Below are 22,993 nucleotides of genomic sequence, written 5' to 3'. Positions count from 1 at the left end.
CGATAGCGTTACACAATTTAGCAGAGTTCCCTGAAACAAAAAGCCTCCCCCGGAGATCAGGGAAGGCTTTTGTCATATTGCAGTTTCTGTTTACTCGCAGTAATATTTATAGAAATAGGGGATGGTCTCGATTCCCTTGTAGAAATTGAACAGCGGATAATTTTCGTTCGGTGAATGGATGGCATCCGATTCAAGCCCGAAGCCCATCAGGATGGATTTGATCCCCAGCACACGTTCAAACGTAGAGATGATGGGGATGCTCCCGCCGCTGCGGACAGGCACCGGCTTTTTGCCGAAGGTGGTTTCATAGGCTTTGCTGGCAGCCTGATAGGCTTTTGTATCGGTGGGCGATACATAACCCTGTCCGCCGTGCAGGTTGGTAACTTTTACTTTTACGTAAGGAGGGGCGATTTTTAAAAAGTGTTCTTCGAAAAGTTTCGAGATTTCTTCATGATCCTGGTGCGGAACCAGACGCATGGATATTTTGGCCGTGGCTTTCGACGGCAGTACGGTCTTGGCGCCTTCTCCGGTGTATCCGCCCCAGATGCCGCAAACATCAAGGGTTGGCCGGATGCCTGTGCGCTCCATGGTGGAGTAGCCCTTTTCGCCGCAAACTTCAGCGATGTCGATGGCTTTCTTGTATTCTTCAAGGTTGAACGGAGCTTTGGCCATTTCAGCGCGCTCTTCAGCCGTAAGTTCAAGCACTTTGTCGTAGAATCCCGGGATGGTGATGTGGTGGTTTTCGTCCGTCAGCGAAGCGATCATCTTTGAGAGAATGTTGATCGGGTTGGCTACAGCGCCCCCGAACAATCCGGAATGCAGGTCGCGGTTTGGCCCGGTTACCTCAACTTCGAGGTAGGCCAGTCCACGCAGACCAACGGTGATGGAAGGAATATCCTGCGCGATCATGCCGGTATCAGATACCAGGATGATGTCGGCTTTAAGCATCTCCTTGTGATCGCTGCAGAATTTCTCAAGGTTCGGGGAGCCGATCTCCTCTTCGCCTTCGATCATGAATTTTACATTGCAGGGCAAGGTTCCGGTGCTGACCATGCTTTCGAATGCTTTGGCATGCATAAATGCCTGGCCTTTGTCATCATCGGCCCCGCGGGCATAAATCTTACCGTCGCGGATTTCCGGCTCGAAAGGCGGGCTTTTCCAAAGGTCAAGCGGGTCAACCGGCATTACATCGTAATGTCCGTAAACCAGCACAGTGGGTTTTGATGGATCGATGATCTTTTCACCATAAACCACCGGGTTGCCGGCGGTAGGAATGATCTCGGCCTTGTCGGCGCCGGACTTCAGAATGGTGTTTTTCCAGTATTCAGCAGCCTTCAGCATATCGGGCTTGTGGTCGGAAATTGAACTTATTGAAGGAATGCGGATCAGTCCGAACAATTCATCCAGAAAACGTTGTTTGTTGGATTCAAGGTAAGTGTTTAATTTTTCCATTATTTATAATGATGATTGGTTAATTTTCAATGGGATAAAGATAGGAAATACAGCCTTAACCGGCGGATTCAATTTGTTAATGATTTATAAATAATTTATCAGAATGATTTTATTTGACTGTAAATCAGCAATATGAAAATTTTGTTCCGGGTAAAGACTGAAACCCGGACAGGATTTGTATTTTACTTTATAATAATTTTTATATTTGTCACCTGCCGGGGATAAAACAGCCTTTTATTTCTTCAAGTGATACAGCCTGAGAAGGTTGTGGTTTGCCCGCTTTCTGTTTCTTAAAATCCAGCCAGGTGAGATGAAAAGAAATTATTATTTTTATTTGATGCCATTGACTTGTCGTGGTTTTTCCTGCCGGGTGTTCAGGTTGCCTGTTTTTTTTCTCTTTGCTTTTCTTTTGTTCAATAATTCCGAAGCGCAGATATTACCGGAATACACTGTTGTTGAAGGCGTTGATCCCGTAACCCTGGTGCAGCAGTATCTTATTGGTGAAGGTGTTGAAACATCCAACATTACCTACACCGGGAATGATTTATCCAGGGGGCGGTTTTTCGGTGAATCAAACATCGGGGTGGATGCAGGAGTATTGCTGACATCCGGCCGTGCACAGAACTCCAAAGGTCCCAATAACTCTGGTTCAAAATCCTTTGATTCCGGATCGCCCGGCGATGTTGCGCTGAATCAGCTTTCCGGCAGCAATACATTGGATGCCTGTGTGCTGGAATTCGATTTTGTTCCGCAGTCAAGCCTGGTCGAATTCAAATATGTTTTTGCCTCCGAAGAGTACCCGGAATATGCGAATTCAAGTTACAACGATGTTTTTGGTTTTTTCATCAGCGGACCCGGTATCGCCGGCCCGTACCCGGCTCCTCCCGGATTTCCCGACGGGGCCAAGAATATTGCCATTCTTCCTGAACTTACCAGCCCTCCGGTATATGTGTCCATCAACAACATCAACAACGGAACATCCAACAACGGGCCCTGCGAATACTGCCAGTATTATGTAAACAACGGCATCGGCAATAATCCGGCGGTTGACAAGTATATTCAGTATGACGGATTTACCACCGTGCTGGTGGCAAGGGCAAATGTAATTCCCTGCCAGACCTATCATATCAAATTGTCGGTGGCTGACATCAGTGACCGCAGTTATGATTCCGGGGTATTTCTCGAAGCCAACAGTTTCAGCAGTGTAGGGGTGCAATCCTCGCTTACCTTTACGCATGCCGTGGTAGATACGGCCGTGGAGAATTGCAATACAGCGTCCCTGCGTTTCAGGATTGACAATGTAAGGTCGGAGCCGTTCATCATTCACTATGATTTGGGAGGTACGGCCCTGAATGGGGTTGATTATGAGCAGATCCCTGACAGTGTAATTATCCCGACCGGACAGCAGGAAGTGTTTGTGGATATTATACCCATTGTTGACGATCTGCCGGAACCCACCAAAGTGGTTGAAATTATTTACAACACTTCATTTTGTGAATACATTCCCGATACGGCACTGATCTGGATCAAGGATTATCCGCAGTTTGAGCTGCTGCCCAGCAACCCGCAATCCATAGAATGCGGGCAGTCGGTCTTTATAAGGGCCGGAGCCAACGGTGGCATAGAGCCCTGGGATTACTTGTGGAACAGCGGAAATCCTGCCGATACGACAGATATTATAGAGGTATTCCCACTTGTTAGTACGGATTATATAGTAGAGGTAACCGATGTATGCGGAAATTCCGTTGAAGCGGTAATTCCCGTGGAAGTGCGGGGACCGGTCGCCGTCATCAGTCAGGGCGATGAAATTAATATCTGCCTTTATGATGACATTGATCTGACGGTTGAAGGTGGTACCAGCTGGTTGTGGAGTACGGGCGAAACCACTCCGACCATTAATGTTGCGCCCACCGTAAATACGGTTTATTCTGTGACTGCTTCAGATGATTGCGGAAATACCGATTATACGGAGATTCTGGTAACAGTGGGTCAGCCCTTTGCCGAGGCCGGTGAATATGAAGGCATCTGTGTCGGACAGTCGGTGGAACTCACTGCCAACGATACCCCCAACGGCACATGGGTTTGGACTGATATGGAGAGCGGACAGACTTACAACGGGAGGATTATCACAGTTTCTCCTGCCACATCACGACAGTATTGTGTGGATGTTACCGATAACTGCGGTAATACAGTGAGCGATTGTACCTTTATTGATGTATTTCAGCTTACCGCCGATGCCGGTACCGATCCGGTGATCTGCGCCGGGGATTTCGCCGAACTTTCAGGATCTTCATCAACCGGCAGCGGAATCTTCCGCTGGACCGACGGCACCAATACCTATACCGGTCAGGTAGTTCAGGTTTCTCCTTTAACCACGACCACCTATACACTGACAGTGGATGATGGCTGTGAAGCAACCGACGAGGTAACGGTAAATGTAAATCCCCTGCCTCTGGTAACAGCCCTCGCTTCGGTACCGGCTATCTGCCCTGATGAATTGGTGAACCTTACAGCCGCAGGTGCGGTCAGCTATGAATGGACAGCATCGCCCGGAGACCTCAGCCTGAGCGATCCTTTGTCTGCCAACCCCTTCGCGCTCCCGCTGGAGACCACAACATATACCGTAACGGGTACCGATGCCAATGGATGCACCAACACGGCAGAGGTTATCGTTCAGGTGAAGGAAAGAATGTTTGCTGATTTTATCATATCGCAACCAGCTGTTTGTGAGGGTGATGAGGTGGTGATTACTTATACGGGAAACGCCCTGGATTATGCTGCCTATGACTGGAATTTTGATGGAGGTTCTGTATCCGGCATGGGCCAGGGTCCGCTTGGTATAAGCTGGACGGGCCCGGGAACAAAAACAGTCTCATTAACGGTGACCCAGGAGGCGTGTGTGAGTGAAATGGTGTCGCAGACCATTGAAGTGAATGCCATGCCGGTTGCTGCATTCTCATACGGAATCACCTCGGGATGCCAGCCGCTGGAAGCGGAGTTTACTTCGACTTCAACGGGAACAACAGGTGGAACCACTTTTACATGGGACTTCGGAAGTGCCGGCACTGATGCCGGAGTTTCAGTGAGCCGTTCTTTTGAGCAGAGCGGGATTTATGATGTAACCCTTACCGTGACCAATCCCGGCGGTTGTATTGACCAGGCCGTTTCTTCCGGCCTTGTTGAAGTATGGCCTTTGCCGGAAGCAGGATTCGAAAATTCGCCGCCCTTCGCAAGTATGAAGAATCCGATCATCAGTTTCAGCAGCACTTCATCCGGCAGTGACCTGAATTATCTCTGGGACCTCGGCGACGGAACATTTGTTACGGATTCTGTGTTTACCCATATTTATTCCGATTCGGGCTATTACCAGACGGTGCTGACCGTGGAAAACCTTTACGGATGTACCGATGTGTTTGAGAAAACGATCTACATCAGTCCAAGGTATGCCCTGAAGATTCCTACAGCATTTACTCCTAACGGCGACGGACGCAACGATGAGTTCCGGGTCACGGGAAACGGTGTTAAAGAATTCAGGATCAATATTTACAATCGCTGGGGAGCATTGGTTTTCACTTCAGATAACATCAGTGACAGCTGGGATGGCACTGCTGAAGGAAACGAAGCCGCCAAAGGGCTTTATGTTTACCGTATTTTCTTCAAGGATGAAAATGATGAGGTAAGTGAATATACCGGCAGTATTGTGATCGTCCGCTAAGGTTCAGGCTTGCCTTATTCCTTCCTTTTAATCTGGTTACAATAGCCGGTTTTTTCTACCTTTGGCGCGAATTAACCAGCACTTGTTATGACTAAAATCAGGTTGGCCATCAACGGATTTGGCCGCATCGGACGCATCACTTTCCGCGCTTTACTCAGTAAAAAGAATATTCAGGTTGTTGCCATCAATGACCTGACCGATCCTTCTACCCTTGCCCATCTGCTCAGGTATGATTCGGTGCATGGCAATTTCCCGGGCACGGTGGTTGCCGGTCCGGATTACCTTTTGATCAACCGCCGGAAGGTACTGGTTTTTTCGGAACCGGAACCAGGAGGAGTAAACTGGGGCAAGCTGGGAATAGATGTGGTGATTGAATCAACCGGGAAGTTCACCGACAGGGCTGCTGCCATCAAGCATGTGGAAGCCGGGTCACGCAAGGTGATCATTTCGGCCCCGGCCAAAGCTGACCATGAAGATGTTAAGTATGTGGTGCTGGGCATCAACGACCATATTATTGAGAAAAGTGATGTGATCATCTCCAACGCGTCGTGCACCACCAATTGCGTGGCGCCCATGATCAAGGTGCTTGACGACCTCTGGGGAGTGGAAAAGGGATTTATCACCACCGTGCATTCCTATACGCGCGACCAGAACCTGATCGATGCACCCCATGCCGATCTCAGGCGGGCCAGGGCAGCGGCTTACAGCATTATCCCTACCACTACAGGTGCTGCCAAAGCCGCCACCAGAATCTTCCCCCATCTGAAGAAGAACCTGGGCGGCGCCGGTATACGCGTTCCGGTGCCTGACGGCTCGCTGACCGACCTTACCTGCACCCTGCGCCATTCTACCAGTATCGAAGAGATCAACGCCGCTTTCAGGGATGCAGCCAACGGTTACCTGAAAGGAATCCTGCAATATACCGAGGATCCCATTGTTTCGGTGGATATTCTCGGAAACCCACACTCGGCCATTTTCGACGCCGGGCTTACCGCCGTGCTGGGCGATAAAAACAAACTGGTGAAAATCGTAGCCTGGTACGACAATGAAAGCGGTTATGCCCACCGCCTTGCCGATCTGGTTGAAAAGTTCGTTTAAAAGGTCAGGCGGTCAGGAGAAGGAAGGATCCGGGCAGCTGCGCAACGCTGTCCTTGCATAAGCTAAATCCCTTTCAGGTAATTGTATATTTCCTGCTGCGACCTGATCCTGGGCGTTTTACCTGCATCCTTATAGGGATTGATATCAGGATGGTTCACGATCCTGGCTTTGGTGTTGTCTTTCAGCTGAATCAGCAGCATGGTTTTAAGTTCCTGCCTGAGTCCTGCATCGTTTACGGGGCAGGCTACTTCGATGCGGTTGTCAAGATTGCGGACCATCCAGTCGGCGGAAGAAATATAGTATTTTTCATCACCGCCGTTGTGGAAGACAAACACCCTGCTGTGCTCCAGAAAGCGGTCGACGATGCTGATGACCTCTATGTTTTCGCTGAGTCCTTTTATTCCCGGAACAAGGGTGCAGGTCCCCCGGCAGATGATCCTGACTTTAACCCCGGCTTTGCCCGCCTGGTAAAGCTTTTTCACCATTTTGTCGTCCACCAGGTTGTTTAATTTGATGATGCACCAGGCTTCCATCCCGTTTTTTGCATTTCTGATTTCACTGTTGATCATGCGGGTAAAGAAATTGCGCATATGAAACGGGGCGACAATCAGGCTTTTAAATTTAGGTGGGTTGTATTTGCTCTCGAACAGGTGAAATACAGCGTTCACATCGGCAGTCACCTGTGGATCGGCGGTCAGCAGGCTGTCGTCGGCATATACCCTGGCTGTTTCTTCATTGAAGTTGCCTGTGCCGACATTGGCATAGTAAACATTCTTTTCGCCCTCTTTCCGCCTGATCAGCAGTAATTTGCTATGTACCTTAAAACCCGGGATACCCTGTATCAGTTTTACGCCTTCTTCCTGCATTTTACCGGCCCAGTATATGTTTGCCTCCTCATCGAAGCGTGCCTGCAACTCCATGAAAACAGTGACTGATTTTCCGTTACGCGCTGCATTGATCAGCGCATTCACTACACTTGAATCCTTTGCCACACGGTAAAGGGTCATCTTGATGGCTTTCACCCCCGGATCGATGGAAGCTTCGCGCAAAAGGTCGATGATATAATGAAAAGACTGATACGGATAATGAAGCAGGATATCCTGATCGCGGATGACGTTCAGGATGCTTTCCTGCCTGGGAAGCCTCCTGTGTTCAAGCGGAGGAACGGGGGCATACAACAGGTCGGAACGGCCAATATCGGGGAATGACATAAAATCTTTAAAATTATGGTATCGTCCGCTTTTCGATAAGGTGTCCGTTTCACTGATTTCCAGTTTGTGCTTCAGGATATCCAGCAGGTCGGCCGGCATGGTTTTGTCATGGATAAACCGCACGGGGGCGCCCAGCCTTCGTTGTTTCAGACTTTCGCTCATTATTTCGAGGAAACTTTTCGACACATCGTTGTCGATGTCCAGTTCCGCATCCCGGGTAAACTTGAACGTATAGGCTTTGAAAGTGTCATAACCGAAGATTGAAAAAATCTCATCCAGACAGTACCGGATCACATCATCGAGCAGGATGATAAATTTGCGCTCATCCGGGGATGGCAATAATACAAAGCGCGGCAGCGGCTTTGAAGGAACCCGTATGATGGCATGCTGGAATTTGCCGGGCCGGGCTGATGAGGAGAGCCTTATGGCCAGGTATATGGATTTATCAACCAGCGAAGATGATTTCAGGTTGTTGAGCATAATGGGGAAAAGCTGCGAACGGACATACTGATTGAAGTATTTTCTCACAAATTCCCCCTGTGGCCTGGTAATTTCCCGTTCGGTAACAATCAGGATCCCCTCTTCGGCAAGTTTCCGCACAATATTCCGGAAAATTCCGGAAAACTCTTTCTGTTGTTCCCGGTCAATCCTGTTGATTTCTTTCAGCACCTTACGCGGGCTGAAACTAAGGCTTTCTCCGCTGCGTTTGTTGTAATCCAGCATGCGGTTCAGGGTGGCCACCCTCACCCGGTAAAATTCATCCAGGTTATTCGAAAATATCCCGAGAAATTTAATGCGTTCTATCAGGGGAGTGGTTTCGTCGGCAGCTTCCTGAAGTACACGCCCGTTGAATTCCAGCCAGCTGGTTTCGCGGTTTACCAGTGAAACGGATTGTTTGGCCATTTGCGTGTAATTTGATTGTTTAGATTCCGGAAGTTGTGCTGCATTACCGCAAAGTTACACAGTTAATCCTGAGATTTTAGCATTTTCGGGTAAGTAATCAACATCAGCCGGTGTCTGGCAAGCGCCAATTCCTCCCATTGGCCGGTTTCAAAGGATATGCTTACTATGCCTGAAGTTGGCAGGTAATCGAGCTTCTGCTGCAGAAAACGGTTGACAAAATTGGTGATTGCCGGATTATGGCCTACCAGCAGGACATGGGATACCTGACGGGGGATATCAAAAAACTGGTCGAAGTACTCTTCCGCCGATGCAGTATATATGTTTTTTTCTATCCTGAGATTTTCATCTGGAACATTAAACGCGTGTGCCATTATTCTGGCTGTTTCCATTGCCCTCACCGCATGACTGGTAAGTATCATCTCAGGATTGAAATCTATTCCCTGCAGAAAATCTATGACCAGACGGGTGCGTTTCAACCCTTTTTCAAGTAAGGGCCTTTCCAGATCACTTTGAACGGCATCTTTCCATGATGATTTGGCATGCCGCATCAGGGTCAGCGTTTTCATAATGAATATTATTTAAAGATTTGAAAATGCTTGATCATATCAAAATTACGTACTTGAACAAAGTCATTTCAACTCCTGAAATCATTTAACAATTTAATAATATGAAAGTCTCGGGCCAGGATGTTTTTTTAAGCATTTTGTTGTGCTGATCCTTACGCAGGTCAGCAAGCGATGCATAATGCGGTTGCGGCAGCGTGGCATGCCCGTATTTCCTGACCAACGGAAATAAACCTGACAGGTTGCCTCGCTTCCCGTTGGCAACCGAAGGTTCATGCATGGGATTATTTCTTAAATTTGTTTGTCTTTATTCAACCGGAAACACGACTTGGTATCAGATCCTGCCAGCATCGGTCAAGAGGGGAAACGGGTATTTTCCCTTTCGGAGATTACCGCGAGCATCGAACGGATGTTCAGTAAATATTATGCCTCCCCTTACTGGATCAGGGCCGAGTTGTCAAAACTGAATCACTATCCCCAGAGTGGTCATTGCTATCCTGATCTGGTAGAACGCCAGGAAGGGAAAATTAAGGCCCAGCTGAGGGGGGTGATCTGGCGCGACGAGTTGTTTGAAATTACCCGGAAATTTGAGGAAGTTACCCGCGAGCCTTTCAGGGAAGGAATCAGCATTATGTTTCTGGCCTATGTAAAATTCACGTCAGAATATGGACTTTCCCTTCAGATCATTGATATTGAGCCACTGTATACGCTGGGTGAGCTGGCCCGCGAAAAGATGGAAACCATTTCAAGACTGAAGAAGGAAGGTATCTTTAACAGTAACCGTCTGCTGGAACTCCCGTTGCTGCCAAAGCGGCTGGCGGTCATCTCTGCGCAAACCAGCAAAGGATACAGCGATCTGATGATCACCCTGGAGAATAATCCCTGGGGGTACCGGTTCAATACCCGTCTGTTTCATGCCTTGCTTCAGGGCGACGGCGCCGTGGATTCGATCCGGAAACAACTGGGAATTATACGCGAAAACCAGGAGCAGTTTGATGCCGTGCTCATCATCAGGGGTGGCGGAGATGAAATAGGGATGGCCTGTTATGACAATTACCTGCTGGCCCGTGATGTCGCCTGCTTCCCGCTCCCGGTCATCACGGGGATCGGGCATTCGACCAATGAAACCGTGGTGGAAATGGTGGCCGGAATCAATAAAATAACCCCTACCGATGTGGCGCACTTTCTTACCGGCTGTTTCCGCTCATTCAGCGACAGGATAAAAACGGCAGAACAAATATTGCAGCCGGCTGTTAAGCTGGTACTGGAAACTAATGCGACCTGTTTTACTGCATTGTCGGATTCTTTGTTCAATATGGTAAAGGAAACTCTTCGCGAAGAAAATGATTTTATTGAACAGCAGGCGCTTGTGATCAGGGAAGCTACCAATGTCGCAGTTTTTAACCACCGTATCGCGCTTAGCAGGTATGAGTCGGGCCTCACAATGCGGCCTGCGCAGATCCTGGGCACTCACAGGGCGACATTGCTTGAACAGCAGAAAATGCTGGGACTTACCATCCGTTATTTTGTCAGTAATCAGTTGAAAGAAATCGGGACGGCAGATACCAGGGTGCAGTTGCTTGATCCGGTCGGTGTGCTGAAAAGGGGATTTACCATCACCCGGCTAAAAGGCAGGGGCATTGCACCGGGAAATATGCCTGAACCCGGAGATTTACTGGAAACGGAATCCGCCACGGGAAAATTTATCAGTGTTGTAAGCGAAACAAAATCAATATGAGCAAGTCAATCACATACGCGCAGGCCATTGCAGAGCTGGAGACCATCGTTTCGGAAATTGAGAACGCTTCCATAGGGGTAGATGAATTATCGGAAAAGGTAAAACGGGCGGCGGAATTGATCCGGTTTTGCCGCAATAAACTGACCTCCACCGAGAAGGAGGTGAATTCAATTCTGAAAAGCATTGAGGATGAAAGTGCTGAGTAGCAGCAGGGGTATTGATTACCGGGCCTTTTATTAAAGAGAGTTTTTTCTAAATATTTTCTGTTGACACAATGAAAGGAATTGGCGGAAGTTCCGGTAAGTTCAGCGCATTTTTTAATCTTGCCATGATTTCAGTGGTGGCTGTAGTGCTATGGTTTATCCTGGATGCAGGAAAGATGCTGGAGACAGCCATCCCCGGCTCTGCCCCGCAAGGAAATGCTGCAAACGGGCACAGCGGAGTATTCAACCTGGCCGATGTGATCAGTTTACACCATCCGCTCTCTATACTGATTCTTCAGATATTGGTTATTATCCTTGCATCCAGAATGCTCGGCTGGATCATGTCTTTGATCAGACAGCCCACGGTAATCGGGGAGATCCTTGCCGGAATTATGCTAGGACCGTCCCTGCTCGGATTGTATTTCCCTGAAGCAACCATTTTTCTGTTTCCCGAAACCTCCATCGGTAACCTCCAGTTTCTGAGTCAGATCGGGTTGATCCTTTTCATGTTTATCATCGGTATGGAACTCGATATCGGTGTGCTGAAACAGCGGGCCGGAGCGGCGGTATTTATCAGCAATGCCAGTATCGTGGTGCCTTTTGTGCTGGGTGTGGGTTTGTCATATTTCCTTTTTGAGAAGTTCTCACTGCCGGGTGGCCGCTATGTGCCATTTGCCCTGTTTATGGGTATAGCGATGAGTATTACCGCTTTCCCGGTGCTTGCCCGCATTGTTCAGGAAAGGGGAATGACGCGGACTCCCCTCGGGATCACCGCCATTACCTGTGCTGCGGTCAATGATATTACGGCCTGGGGAATACTGGCCCTTGTGGTAGCTATCGCCAATGCAAGCGCCATCAGCGGAGCCCTGTTGACAATTTTTCTTTCTCTTGTGTATGTCCTGGTCATGCTTCTGATTGTCAGGCCCCTGCTTGGCAAAGTGGCCCGGAAATACACGGTACGTGAAACCATCAGCAAAATGGTGGTCGCCATTGTACTCAGTATCATGCTTGTTTCATCATATATCACAGAAGTGATAGGGATCCATGCCCTTTTCGGTGCGTTTATGGCCGGGGTAATCATCCCTGATAATGTGCGGTTCAAGCAGATAATGGCGGAAAAGCTGGAAGATGTGAGCCTTGTGCTCTTGCTGCCCCTGTTCTTTGTCTATACCGGTTTGCGCACGGAAATCGGACTGCTGAATGAACCCGGTCTTTGGCTGACGGCATTGCTGGTGGTTGCCGTGGGCGTTGCCGGAAAGTTTGCCGGCACCGCGTTGGCTTCCCGGATGACCGGTCAATCATGGAAAGACAGCTTGTTGCTCGGCGCACTGATGAATACCCGCGGATTGATCGAACTGGTAGCACTGAATATAGGTTATGATATCGGCGTGTTATCACCCGAGATCTTTACAATTCTGGTTCTGATGGCCCTTGTTACAACCTTTATGACAGGCCCGGCCATGGCGCTGATTTATTATTTTTATCCATCAACCGATACTGACTACACCGGGAAGCCGGTGTTCAGGGTATTGATTGCCTTTGGCCCGCCCGAAGCGGGAGGCCGGTTGAGTTCACTGGCGGGCAATCTGTTCAACAGATCACGCAATAACCTGAAAATTACCGCACTGCACCTGACCCCGAATACGGAGATTTCCATGAAAAATGCGAAACTCTTTGAAGAGGAAGCTTTCAGGAAGGTGCATGAAGTTGCCGCCGAAAACGGCATTGATGTCAAAACCATTTACCGGACTGCGGAAAATGTTTCCCAGGAGATTGTTAAAACGGCAAGGCGGGGAAAGTTCGATCTCCTTATCGTTGGAAGCTCAAGACCCTTGCTGAGCCATGATGAAACCGGCGGAAAAGCACGCTATTTCTTTGATAACGCGCGCTGTAACGTAGGCCTGTTCATCGACAAGGGTTTTGTGAAACCTGAAAAGGTGCTTATCATCACCGAGTCAGGCAGCGAAGCCTGGCTCTATGAACTGGTGGCAAGGTTTAATCCGCAGAGCACGATTGATTCAGCCTGTATACTTCCTCCTGCCGTTCCGGTAAAGGGCCGTGAAATCAAGGCTTTAAGGGAGGTTTTCCTTTCTGATATTACAGATGATTTCTCAGCTTACGACCTGATTATTTCCACCCCCGATTGCTACCGTGATCAACGGGATGCCGGAGCCGCCTGGATTGACGGTAAAGCCTCTGTGTTGCTGCTGGGCAGAAAAAGCTGATTCTCTCCCGAGTGTTGAATGACCGGACATTCTTTTCAACCTGGTGTGCTGTTGTTATTGAAATATTCGTTATATTTACTTTATATTTCTGCCCGTGAAGTCAATGGCGGTTTGATATTATAAAAACTTTCCGCCTGAACTCCCGGATGACCCCGGATAGCCGGTAATAATTCTATTTCAATCATTAATAACAGTAAAGATGAATCGGATCTTTTTTACCGGAATGGCGGCATTCATGCTGCTTTCTTTGTTTGTAAGCGGACAGAACAAAAGCAGCATCGTGCTTTACCGGGAGAACATCTACCAGGGATCAGTGGTAACCTATAAAATTAACGTTAACGACACATTGCTGATCCGGCTGAAGAATGCATCCTTTTATTCATTCGATGCGACACCTGGCGATTATACCTTCCGGATCAATAAATCCGTGCAACCGGATCTGACCCTGAAAGTGGAAGAGGACCGCATATACTATATCCGGATGGGGCTGAAGATGACTTTCTGGTCGTCGGTGCCCGAGTTAATCCTTGTTGACAGCGTTTCAGCGCTTCCGGTTATCCGGAGCGGGGAGTTGCGCGAACTGGATGGCCGCAATATACCTGTCGACCGGCCTGATCACCGGATCGGCATCAGCCTTGGCGTCGGATTCGGGTTTGAAAATTTCCCGATGTTTACCACCGTTGACGGGGACGATTCAAAGGTCAGTTTCGGAGGTGGTTTGGGCGCTGGGATCCGATATGGCTATGAGTTCAGCAGGCATTTCGACCTGGCTGTTGAAGCAATTTACCAGAGCAGCGGCCTGAGGCCTTACCTGAAAAACGCCAATACCAATTTCAACCGCTTCATTGTCTCTGTCACCCCTTCGGTCATTATTCCGATTGACGGAGGTGATGCCATGCGGATCAAACTGGGCGCGGGTCCGGATCTTTTCCTGTCTCCTGAACTGAAAATCAAGGGAAGTAAAGTTGATGGCGGTTTTGATGATAACTGGAGTTATGGAGGTACGGCCGGATTTCATGTAACGGGCATATTTGAAATGAACCCCTCCGAAAAATGGTCGGTCATCTATGGGTTGAAGTATTACAATGCTGCGTATAAATTTGAATCCGGAGGTGGGTATGCGCCAATGGACAATCAGTTGAGGACTCCGGATGGATCCGGTATAGATCTTTTATTCGGCTTCAATTACCATTTTTAGGTGGATACACCTGCCGGACGATGATATTATAAAACAATGTCCGCTGCTTCAGCCGGCCCGTTGATCATATCCTGGATGGTAGATAAAAAGCAGGGATCCCTCTTTGATGGTACTGATGAAATCTTCGGTGATTTCGGGCGGGATTGCCGGGCATCCGTGGCTGCGTCCCAGCCGGCCGTGCGCTTTGATAAATGATTCGCTCACATAATCGGCCCCGTGGATCACAATGGCCCGCTCCCATGCCTTGTCGTTGATGTTTTTCTCAAGCCCCTTTAACCTTAGTGAATGTCCGTGTTTTCCTGTATAAACCTGGCCGGTCAGATAAAACCCCAGGCTGCTCTGATAGGATTGCGGAATGTTCGAGAATTTCTCAGCGATGTTTTGCCCCGTATTTCTGCCGTGAGCTACCAGGGTATTATAGAGGACTTCGCCGGTTTCCAGGTTGATGGTCCATAAACGGCGGGCGGTGCTGGGCATTGAAAAGTCAATAATGGTAATGATTTTGTTACTGGCCAGGGGCAGGAAGCCTGGCAAACGCTCAAACAAACTCCGGATCAGCGAGGGATTGAGTTTATCAGCAAAGGCAGAAAGGTTGAACGCTTCGGTCGTTTTTCCGGTGGTCAGCGGTTCACCGGCCTGCGCATTGAACGAAGGGAATGGTACATATAACAAGCAGACCGCTGTCAGTAGCAGTATGCGCAAATATTTGATAACAGGCACTTTAGAATTGATTAATTTTAACTTCGATGTCGTGCCGCAAAAATCTGCATTTCTTCAATTGCTTTTACCGTAAGGATAAAAAAAAGTGAAAGCCCGGACCGGATCAGGGTACTGAAATTATTTTCATGCTCAGGTTTTCCATTTGGTATGCTTTTCTCTGAGTGCTTTCAGCATTTCAGCATCACGGTTGTAAATATCTGTTCGGTAATGAATGACTCCTGCTTTTGTCCCCCAGGCCGTGAGGTAAGTGAGATACACCCCGGCCGGATTTTTCAGGACGACAGTCTTTTCGATGCCGGCGTCCATGGCCTGCCGGATACGTTCCGGCGTCCATCCTTCCATATCCGACATCAATATCAGGGCAAGATCATAGGGCTTTTCGATGCGGATGCAGCCTGAACTGAAGGTCCGTTCGTCGCGGGCGAACAGATTGCGCGAAGGGGTGTCGTGAAGGTAAATGTTGTGTTTGTTCGGGAACATGAATTTCACCTTTCCGAGTGCATTTTGTGCTCCCGGTGATTGCCTGATGGTATAGCGCATACCGTCGCGGCTCCAGTTGACGGAAGCCGGATCCACCAGCCTGCCCTTTGAATCATAGACTTTCATGTTTTTCCTTGCAAGATATCCGGTATTTCTGCGTACTTCAGGAATCACATCCTTGCGCTGTATGGTCGGCGGAACCGTCCACGAAGGGCTGAATACCAGGTAGGTGATGCGTGCATTGAAGACGGGGGTTTCCCGGTATTCTTTCCCCACAATGGTTCGCATGCGCAGCAGGGTGTCGCCTTCCCTGAAGACATCCAGGGTGAAATCGGCAATATTTACTTGAATATAAGTGTGTTCCAGCGAGTCAGGCATCCACCGGAGGCGCTCCATATTGACATATAGCTGTCCGATCCGTTGCTCCACAGTCATATTAAGGGCTTTGAACGCGTTTTTCCCGATGGCGCCGTCGGTATTGTAGCCAAAATGTTCCTGAAGTTTCTTAACCGATTCCAACAGCCTGTCGTCATATTTATCAGGATTTGTCAGGGTATCGGGCGTATATAAACCCAGAAATGCAAGTTTTCTTTTAATTTCTGCAATATATGCCGAAGAGTCTCCGGGTTTAAGAGAGCTGTTTTTCAGGTCGGCTTTGATGCTGAAATCCCCGTCCTTTAACGTTGTGAGCCTTTTTGCTTCTGCAACCATGGCTTCATAGCCCGGATGGGGCGGATAAAAGTGCCTGAAACCTTCTTCCACGGTTTCCTGGCTGAGCATAGTTTTCAGATAGCGGTCAAAGGGGATGTCGGGCTTATCCCTCCTGATGCCCCACTGCGCCTCCAGGCTTTCAGGATCTATTTTGCCGAAATAGAGGTGCGAAGCCGCCATAAACCAGGCGTCGCTGAGCAGAAGATCGAGGTTCGCCAGGAAAGTTGAATTATAGATCAGCGCACTGTCTTTCGCCAGTTCTGTCAGCGATTGTCTGATTTCAGCAGCATGATAGTGTTCAGGAATCAATCCGTGGAAAATAATGTCTTCGAGAAAAGCCGACATCTCTTCCACTTTATGGATTGAATCAAAATGGTTGATCCATAATAGATTGAAATTGTTCTCTATGTAAAGTTTTGGCAGCAGTACCGAAGAATATAGTGAAACGCCCCGGGCTTTATACCGGTCGTCGGGCTCTCTTGTTTCTATGATCTCTCTGATAGCGCCGGCAGAAGCCGTGCGGGTATCCTGAAACCTGGCTTCCGCAATTCGCCTCAGGCTGTCACGGGTCAGGGCTTTGCGGTTAACCGGTCCGGCAGGCTGATCCGGTGTTCTTGAGCAGGCAATGATTCCCAGCGTAGAAATCAATAGAATGAAGTACCTCATGGTAGTTTTTTTACAAAAATAGGATTTCACTTCAAATAAGCGAAACCTGTTTACCGGGCTTTACCGGTAGTTATTACCCTGAACGAAAAAGCCACCCCGTGGGATGGCTTATAAAAACTATTACAGATTGCTGATTACCATGCAAAAAGAGGAAAACTGCTCATCAGTTCATTTACTTTTAAACGCACGGCATCAACCACCGTTTCGTCTTCCGGATTTGAAAGTACCTCGTCAATCAGGTTTACTATAATTCCCATGTGTTCTTCTTTCAGGCCGCGGGTGGTAATGGCGGGGGTTCCTACGCGGATGCCCGAGGTGGTAAACGGTGAACGGCTGTCGAAGGGAACCATGTTTTTATTGATGGTAATATCGGCTTTCACCAGGGTGTTCTCAGCCACCTTTCCGGTAAGATCGGGGAATTTGGAACGGAGGTCGATCAGCATCAGGTGGTTGTCGGTGCCACCGGAAATGACGTGGTAGCCTTTGTCAACAAAAGCTTTGGCCATTACCTGGGCGTTTTTCTTCACCTGGATAATATACTCCATAAACTCGTCGCTAAGGGCCTCGCCGAAAGCAACGGCCTTGGAAGCGATCACATGCTCCAGCGGACCGCCCTGAACGCCCGGGAATACGGCGGAATCGAGCAGGGCCGACATCATTTTAATTTCGCCCTTGGGTGTTTTCAATCCCCATGGATTTTCGAAGTCTTTGCCCATCAGGATCATACCGCCGCGGGGGCCGCGAAGTGTTTTGTGGGTGGTGGTGGTTACAAAGTGACAGTAAGGAATAGGATCATTGAGCAGGCCGCGCGCAATCATTCCGGCGGGGTGGGCCACATCGGCAAGCAACAGGGCGCCGATCTTGTCGGCAATTGCCCGCATGCGCTTATAATCCCAGTCGCGTGAGTAGGCTGAAGCGCCGGCAATGATAAGTTTGGGCCTGGTCTCCAGGGCCACGGCTTCCATCTTGTCATAGTTGATGGTGCCGGTTTCCTCTTCCACACCGTAAGCAACCGGTTTGTAAAGGATACCCGATGAGTTCACGGGCGATCCATGCGAAAGGTGTCCGCCATGCGCCAGGTTCAGCCCCATAAAGGTATCGCCGGGTTTCAGCACGGTCATCAGCACAGCCATATTGGCCTGGGCGCCCGAGTGGGGCTGCACATTGGCCCATTCAGCACCAAACAACGCCTTGGCGCGGTCAATGGCCAGTTGCTCTGTTTGGTCAACAATCTGACAACCACCATAATAACGTTTTCCGGGATATCCTTCGGCGTATTTGTTGGTAAGTACCGAACCCATGGCATCGAGCACCTGCTGGCTGACAAAATTTTCAGAAGCAATCAACTCAATGCCATGCATCTGACGCTCTTTCTCCTGCTTGATGAGGTCAAAAACCTGCTTGTCTTTTTTCATGATGAAATTGTAGTTTATATGTTTGATTTTGTGCAATATGACCTTTGTAAATGCCGTGTTTTGACAGTGCAAAGGTATAAAAAGTAATTCACCGCCAATGGCGAAGCCTAATTTTAAATACTAAGCCAAAACGCCTGAGTTTCAAAAAAGTCGGAGCGTCTGTCAGATGCTGCCCGGACCGCCTGCGGAGCAACTGCACCGATATTTCCTGCCCGGATATTCCGGCAGGTTTATCTGCGGAAGCCCGGACAAAAATAAACGGACGCTTCTGCCTGAAGCGCCCGAATGTTGATGTTCTGCAGAGAATTCCCGTGTTCAGTTATTTCATAATCACCATAACATGATTGATCATTTTTTCGCCGGAATTGATGCGGATCATATAGGATCCTGATTTCACCGTGCTGATGTCAATCACATATTTTTCCTTGCCGCTGCATTGTTTCGAGAGTATTTCGGTACCCGTAAGGTTCAGCAGTTGTACCTTAAATTCGGGGAAATCGGCAGGATTAACCTCCACTATAAACTCGTCCTTTGCGGGGTTGGGATAAATTCTGATGGATTCGCTGCCGTTTTCAACTATGCCCAATCCGGTACCGTCCTGGATTACCGATACCTGCTGCGGATCAAGTCCGGCTGCATTCACCGTAATGATGCTGGTTCTTGATCCGGAATTGGGGTTAGCCTGGTATACAGCCGACAATACCCCGTTGCCGCTGCCGGTGCCGGTAACATTCAGCCAGGCCGAGTCGGCGGCTGCCGACCAGTCAACATTGGCCGTGATGATAAAGTCGAAAGATCCGGCTTCGTATGATACTTCGGCAATCAGTGGTGTCACGTCCAGGCTCGGCGCAGCGGCTTCCTGCGTAAGGGTGACCGTTTGCTCCAGGCTGTTGCCCGTGATGGTGATAATGGCGGTGCGCGCTTCAATAACAGCATTCTCCTGGTAGTTCAGGGTCAGGGTTCCGGTTCCGTTGCCTGTCTGTGGTTCAGCGGTGCACCAGCCGGCGTCCGATCCGGCAATCCACTCGAAATTGGCCTGAATACTAACCTCAGCAACACCGGCATCCGCGCTCACCTGAAGTGCCAGTGGTTCCACGGTAAGGAAAGCCTCGGCTCCGTCCTGCATCAGTATCAGCTCCACGGGGCTGGTGCCTTCGGCCGTCAGGGTGATGGTGGCCGTGCGTACCGCAGCCCAGCTGTTTTCCGTATATTGAATGTCAACAGTTCCGTTGCCCGATCCGGCAGGGGTTACCGTACACCATTCAGGCTGGTTGCTGACGGCTGTCCAGGTGGTGTTTGAAGTTACACTGCTTTGGACGCTTCCTGCTTCGGCGCCGACCTGGAAGGTGAGCGGACTGGCATTGAGTGTGGGTGCTGCCCCGGTCTGGGTAAGGGTTACAGTCTGGGGATCAAGCCCGGCAACGGTGACGGTGATGGCGGCCACCCTCGGTGCAGCCATTTCATTGGCTTCATAAACGGCTTCAATGGCGCCGTTTCCGTTACCTGATGGGGTAACGGTGCACCATTCAGCATCGGACACGGCACTCCATAACGAGTTACTGGTCACGGTAAAGGAAGCATTTCCCTGATTTTCATCCACTTCGATGTTGACAGGAGAAACGGCCAGGGTAGGCGGGGCATTCAGGGTGGTGGCCGAGGCTTCCAGACCCGGTGAATAGTCCATTGCCGGGGTCATTGAAAATGCCTTGTAGTTATAAGTGGTCAGCGCATTCAAACCGCTGTGTGTAAATTCATTTAGTGAACCCGTGTACAATACGGTTCCGCCGCCGGGCAGCGCTTCGCCCGTGGTATAGGTGGTTCCGTTGACGGGTTGTCCGATCCCGGCTTCCGACCAGGCGATCAGTACATCGTTGTTTTCGGCATTCTTCTGCCATTCAAGACCGATTTCCGAATCGCTCAGGGCTGTGGCTGTAAAGGTTTGCGGGGCGGTTACCGGACTGAAGCAGGAGATGGTTGCCATCCATCCGGGGTAGTTTCCGCTGGCATTGCTTCTGAAAACGAATGTAAGCGCACCGCTGCCGTTGTCGGAAGTGATGACGCCGGGGGTGTCGCTGCCGCACCATTTACCGAGCTGTGGCGCAAAGGGCGTCAGCCCGTTGTGTACCGACAGGTAATCATTGGCGCAGTTGGCGCTGCTCTCAAGCTCAAACCCGGTAAACTCAACCCTCAGCTGGTTGCCGGGTATGGCCGATCTGAATACCATGGTCTGGTTCAGGTTGTTGCCATAATTCTGAGAGGGACCTCCTGCATCGTAAAATGTTCCGCTGCATGTATTGATGGTGATGTTGCTCATGTTGAAGGAGTCCGGAATCACATTGATGTAGTCGGTACGCGTCATGGTATTGTTGCCGTTCACGGTGAGCGCAATGGTTTTGGTCCCTGTGGTAACATAAATCACCTGATGAGGTCCCGGCCCGGTGGCTGTGGCCGGTTCGGCGCCTTCCCCGAAATTCCAATCCCAGGAGGTTACATCACAGGTGGATTCGTCAATGAACTGCACCGGATTGTTCACCACGATGTTCTGGGGCGTGGCTGAAAATGCCGCATTGGCTTCGTTCACCGTAATGTAGTTGGTCTGGGTAACCGCGTTGCTCCCGCCGGCATTGGTGGCCGATAACGTAACCGAATAGCTTCCGAGTGCGTTGAACTGCACCCGGGGGTTCTGCGAATTGCTGCTGGTGCCTTCCACAAAAGTCACCGTGTTGGGAAGGAATGACCAACTCCATGAAACGGGGCCGCCGGTGCTGATATCGGTAAAGTTTACGGTTTCATCGATGCATGGCAGGGTATTGTTGGCGATAAACGATGCATTCGGTCCCAGCGGGCCGATGTTGAAGGATGCAATACGTGTCCTCTGTCCGCCGCTTACATACTGATTGGTGTACCAGAAAGTTTCATCATCGGCGGGATCAACGCTCAGCAGGGAGTAGTCGCCCCAGCGGTTGGCGCCTGTTTGCGAGGCCGTACCTTCCCAGATAATCCCTTCGGGAACATCCATGATGCCGCTGGCCTGTGCATATTCTTCAGCCGTTTGTCCGGTATAACGGATGCCTGGATAGACGCTGCTGCTTGAAACGGAATATCCCAGCGCAAGTTCATTGGATCCGTTCAGCATAATACTGCCCATCCAGCGTGAATGTTCATCCGGGGCATAAGTGCCCTGCTGGCGGATGGTCCAGTCGCCCGAAGTCCTGCGCAACTCATACCAGCGGATACCGGCGTGATCGGTTGCGTCAACATCAACGGTATGGCAGCATATAATGGTCTGGTAAGAACCGAAATTGCGGTACTGGGGCACATTCATTATTACCTGGGGAATGGCGTCGAGCTCCTGACTGGTTCCCGGCTGTTTGATGTTGTTCCAGTTGTTGCCAAAGTTGCTGTCGAAAGGTTCCACGTTGATCTGCTGAACCCTCGTAAACGTCGAGTTCGACGTGGTTGTCCAGTCCACATCCAGTTCATAGATCCAGAGCTGGTCAGCGCTTCCGCCGAAAGCGTCGTCCTGATGGGCGATGAAGATTCCGGGAGATCCTGCCGGAGCAGCCGGTCCGTCGTTGTCAACCGGGGGGACCATCATAAAACCGTCAACCGATCCCGGTCTCCAGGGATTGTCGAAAGACACCATTTTTGGATTGGTGCCGCCGTTCAGCATCACTTCACGCTCAAAAACATAAATATCGGTATTGTTCGAGGTGTTTGTCCCCATGTAATACCCATCGGGCCAGATGCCGAATTTTTCGTAGTCGGGCATGCCGCCCATGTTAAAGGAGTATTGATACCAGCTGCCTGTGGGGTCGTTGGTGGCGGACACTGCAACCAGCATCCTGTCGGGCGAGCCGCAGAGCGAAAATTCGGCGGCCATCCAGCGGTCGGCCATTTCATCGTACAAAATAATGGGGTCGCCATCGTTGCAGTTGGACCCGGGAACACTGCCGAACAGCAGGTTCATATTGGTCGGACCTGCCAGCAGAGTGCCTGTCTTGGAATAGATGGCATAAGTGGTGTTCACCGTTTGCATGTAATGGTTAGGCCCGGCCGTACCATTCTCGTCAGGGGGAAAATAAGGAGAAGTCTGCCCCTGAAAATTCACGATGGGATCGCTTTGCATGGCCTTGTTTGTTCCCATGGTTTTCTGCCACACGCCGTCAGGCCCTTTGGGCAATGCAGTTTCGGCATAGGGATATGTTCTGGTGCGCAGTTTGGGATTCAGCAGCTTTTCATGTGCTTTGGCTTCCATTTCATCCCACTCCGACTGGGTAAGCGGAGGCAGGTCGCGAAGCGGCGGGGTGACGCCAATCAGGGTTCCGTGACCGACCACGGCAGGCTTTACAATGCTGTCCTGCGCAAATACAGATGCGGCAGCAAATAAAAGTGACAATAGCAGGGTATAGGTTATTTTCATAGCAATGGACGTTGTGTGTGTGAAGAATAGGGTTTGGTAGTGATGTAAAAGTGATTGATTTCAGCCGGACAAAATTATTGCTTTTGGCTATACAATTCATCATGACCGCTGACTTATGCTTCCACCGGAGTAAACAATTTTCCGGCGGGGAAGGTTTCCGGCGGGTACTTTTAAAATATTTTAAAGTTGCATGGTATATGCAATGCCGCTTGTAAGACACGATAATTTGTAATTACCCGTTTTTATACAAATTCAAACCTGATATCGCAACG

At 49.7% G+C, this 22,993-nt stretch carries 12 protein-coding genes and 1 pseudogene; 6 read left to right on the top strand and 7 right to left on the bottom strand.

Annotated features, from left to right (window positions below; translation table 11 throughout):
* Positions 1 to 90: 90 nt before the first annotated feature.
* Positions 91 to 1,452, bottom strand: coding sequence for a dipeptidase (locus TBC1_RS08635; RefSeq protein WP_062040895.1), 1,362 nt, complete (start codon positions 1,450 to 1,452; stop codon positions 91 to 93).
* A gap of 310 nt (positions 1,453 to 1,762) precedes the next feature.
* Between TBC1_RS08635 and TBC1_RS08630 the strand changes: the two genes are divergently transcribed.
* Both TBC1_RS08630 and gap read left to right on the top strand, forming a co-directional pair.
* Entirely contained in the window at positions 1,763 to 5,167 is a 3,405-nt protein-coding gene (locus TBC1_RS08630; RefSeq protein ID WP_062040892.1) for a choice-of-anchor L domain-containing protein, read from the top strand.
* Between the two features lie 87 nt (positions 5,168 to 5,254).
* Positions 5,255 to 6,265, top strand: coding sequence for a type I glyceraldehyde-3-phosphate dehydrogenase (gene gap / locus TBC1_RS08625; protein WP_062040889.1), 1,011 nt, complete (start codon positions 5,255 to 5,257; stop codon positions 6,263 to 6,265).
* 62 nt (positions 6,266 to 6,327) lie between these two features.
* Here gap and ppk1 read toward each other — a convergent pair.
* A pseudogene (ppk1, locus tag TBC1_RS08620) lies at positions 6,328 to 8,391 on the bottom strand (polyphosphate kinase 1); the annotation flags it as partial.
* A gap of 50 nt (positions 8,392 to 8,441) precedes the next feature.
* Positions 8,442 to 8,945, bottom strand: coding sequence for a SixA phosphatase family protein (locus TBC1_RS08615; protein WP_062040883.1), 504 nt, complete (start codon positions 8,943 to 8,945; stop codon positions 8,442 to 8,444).
* Between the two features lie 325 nt (positions 8,946 to 9,270).
* Between TBC1_RS08615 and xseA the strand changes: the two genes are divergently transcribed.
* The 4 genes from xseA (at position 9,271) to TBC1_RS08590 (ending at position 14,306) form a co-directional block, all read left to right on the top strand.
* Complete coding sequence (gene xseA / locus TBC1_RS08605; protein WP_062040878.1) at positions 9,271 to 10,680, top strand: exodeoxyribonuclease VII large subunit; 1,410 nt, start codon at positions 9,271 to 9,273, stop codon at positions 10,678 to 10,680.
* Positions 10,677 to 10,886, top strand: coding sequence for an exodeoxyribonuclease VII small subunit (gene xseB, locus TBC1_RS08600; protein WP_062040875.1), 210 nt, complete (start codon positions 10,677 to 10,679; stop codon positions 10,884 to 10,886). Before xseA ends, xseB begins: the two co-directional genes overlap by 4 nt.
* Positions 10,887 to 10,954: 68 nt before the next feature.
* On the top strand, positions 10,955 to 13,108 hold the full coding sequence (locus TBC1_RS08595) for a cation:proton antiporter domain-containing protein (RefSeq protein WP_062040872.1): 2,154 nt from the start codon (positions 10,955 to 10,957) through the stop codon (positions 13,106 to 13,108).
* A gap of 199 nt (positions 13,109 to 13,307) precedes the next feature.
* Positions 13,308 to 14,306: a DUF2846 domain-containing protein gene (locus tag TBC1_RS08590; protein WP_062040869.1), complete on the top strand. Its 999-nt coding sequence runs from the start codon at positions 13,308 to 13,310 to the stop codon at positions 14,304 to 14,306.
* 48 nt (positions 14,307 to 14,354) lie between these two features.
* Here TBC1_RS08590 and TBC1_RS18160 read toward each other — a convergent pair whose 3' ends face one another.
* From TBC1_RS18160 to TBC1_RS08570, 4 genes are all read right to left on the bottom strand, one after another.
* Entirely contained in the window at positions 14,355 to 15,026 is a 672-nt protein-coding gene (locus tag TBC1_RS18160; protein ID WP_062040866.1) for a murein L,D-transpeptidase catalytic domain family protein, read from the bottom strand.
* Positions 15,027 to 15,155: 129 nt separating this feature from the next.
* Positions 15,156 to 16,883 carry a L,D-transpeptidase family protein gene (locus tag TBC1_RS08580; RefSeq protein ID WP_062040863.1) on the bottom strand — a complete coding sequence of 576 codons (1,728 nt, stop codon included), beginning with the start codon at positions 16,881 to 16,883 and terminating at the stop codon, positions 15,156 to 15,158.
* Between the two features lie 134 nt (positions 16,884 to 17,017).
* The gene (gene glyA / locus TBC1_RS08575; protein WP_062042912.1) at positions 17,018 to 18,298 is read right to left on the bottom strand and encodes a serine hydroxymethyltransferase; all 1,281 of its coding nucleotides are present in this window, start codon (positions 18,296 to 18,298) and stop codon (positions 17,018 to 17,020) included.
* 319 nt (positions 18,299 to 18,617) lie between these two features.
* Entirely contained in the window at positions 18,618 to 22,721 is a 4,104-nt protein-coding gene (locus TBC1_RS08570; protein ID WP_062040860.1) for a BACON domain-containing protein, read from the bottom strand.
* Positions 22,722 to 22,993: the final 272 nt, after the last annotated feature.

The organism is Lentimicrobium saccharophilum (assembly GCF_001192835.1).
Classification (GTDB): Bacteria; Bacteroidota; Bacteroidia; order Bacteroidales; family Lentimicrobiaceae; genus Lentimicrobium; species Lentimicrobium saccharophilum.
Note: the sequence above shows the minus strand (reverse complement) of the source record. Positions and strands in the feature narration are given on the sequence as shown.

Coding starts and splice junctions, on each gene's coding strand:
- TBC1_RS08635 (WP_062040895.1), bottom strand. CDS start 1,452: ATGGAAAAATTAAACACTTACCTTGAATCCAACAAACAACGTTTTCTG.
- TBC1_RS08630 (WP_062040892.1), top strand. CDS start 1,763: ATGAAAAGAAATTATTATTTTTATTTGATGCCATTGACTTGTCGTGGT.
- xseB (WP_062040875.1), top strand. CDS start 10,677: ATGAGCAAGTCAATCACATACGCGCAGGCCATTGCAGAGCTGGAGACC.
- gap (WP_062040889.1), top strand. CDS start 5,255: ATGACTAAAATCAGGTTGGCCATCAACGGATTTGGCCGCATCGGACGC.
- TBC1_RS08590 (WP_062040869.1), top strand. CDS start 13,308: ATGAATCGGATCTTTTTTACCGGAATGGCGGCATTCATGCTGCTTTCT.
- TBC1_RS08615 (WP_062040883.1), bottom strand. CDS start 8,945: ATGAAAACGCTGACCCTGATGCGGCATGCCAAATCATCATGGAAAGAT.
- TBC1_RS08595 (WP_062040872.1), top strand. CDS start 10,955: ATGAAAGGAATTGGCGGAAGTTCCGGTAAGTTCAGCGCATTTTTTAAT.
- TBC1_RS08580 (WP_062040863.1), bottom strand. CDS start 16,883: ATGAGGTACTTCATTCTATTGATTTCTACGCTGGGAATCATTGCCTGC.
- glyA (WP_062042912.1), bottom strand. CDS start 18,298: ATGAAAAAAGACAAGCAGGTTTTTGACCTCATCAAGCAGGAGAAAGAG.
- TBC1_RS08570 (WP_062040860.1), bottom strand. CDS start 22,721: ATGAAAATAACCTATACCCTGCTATTGTCACTTTTATTTGCTGCCGCA.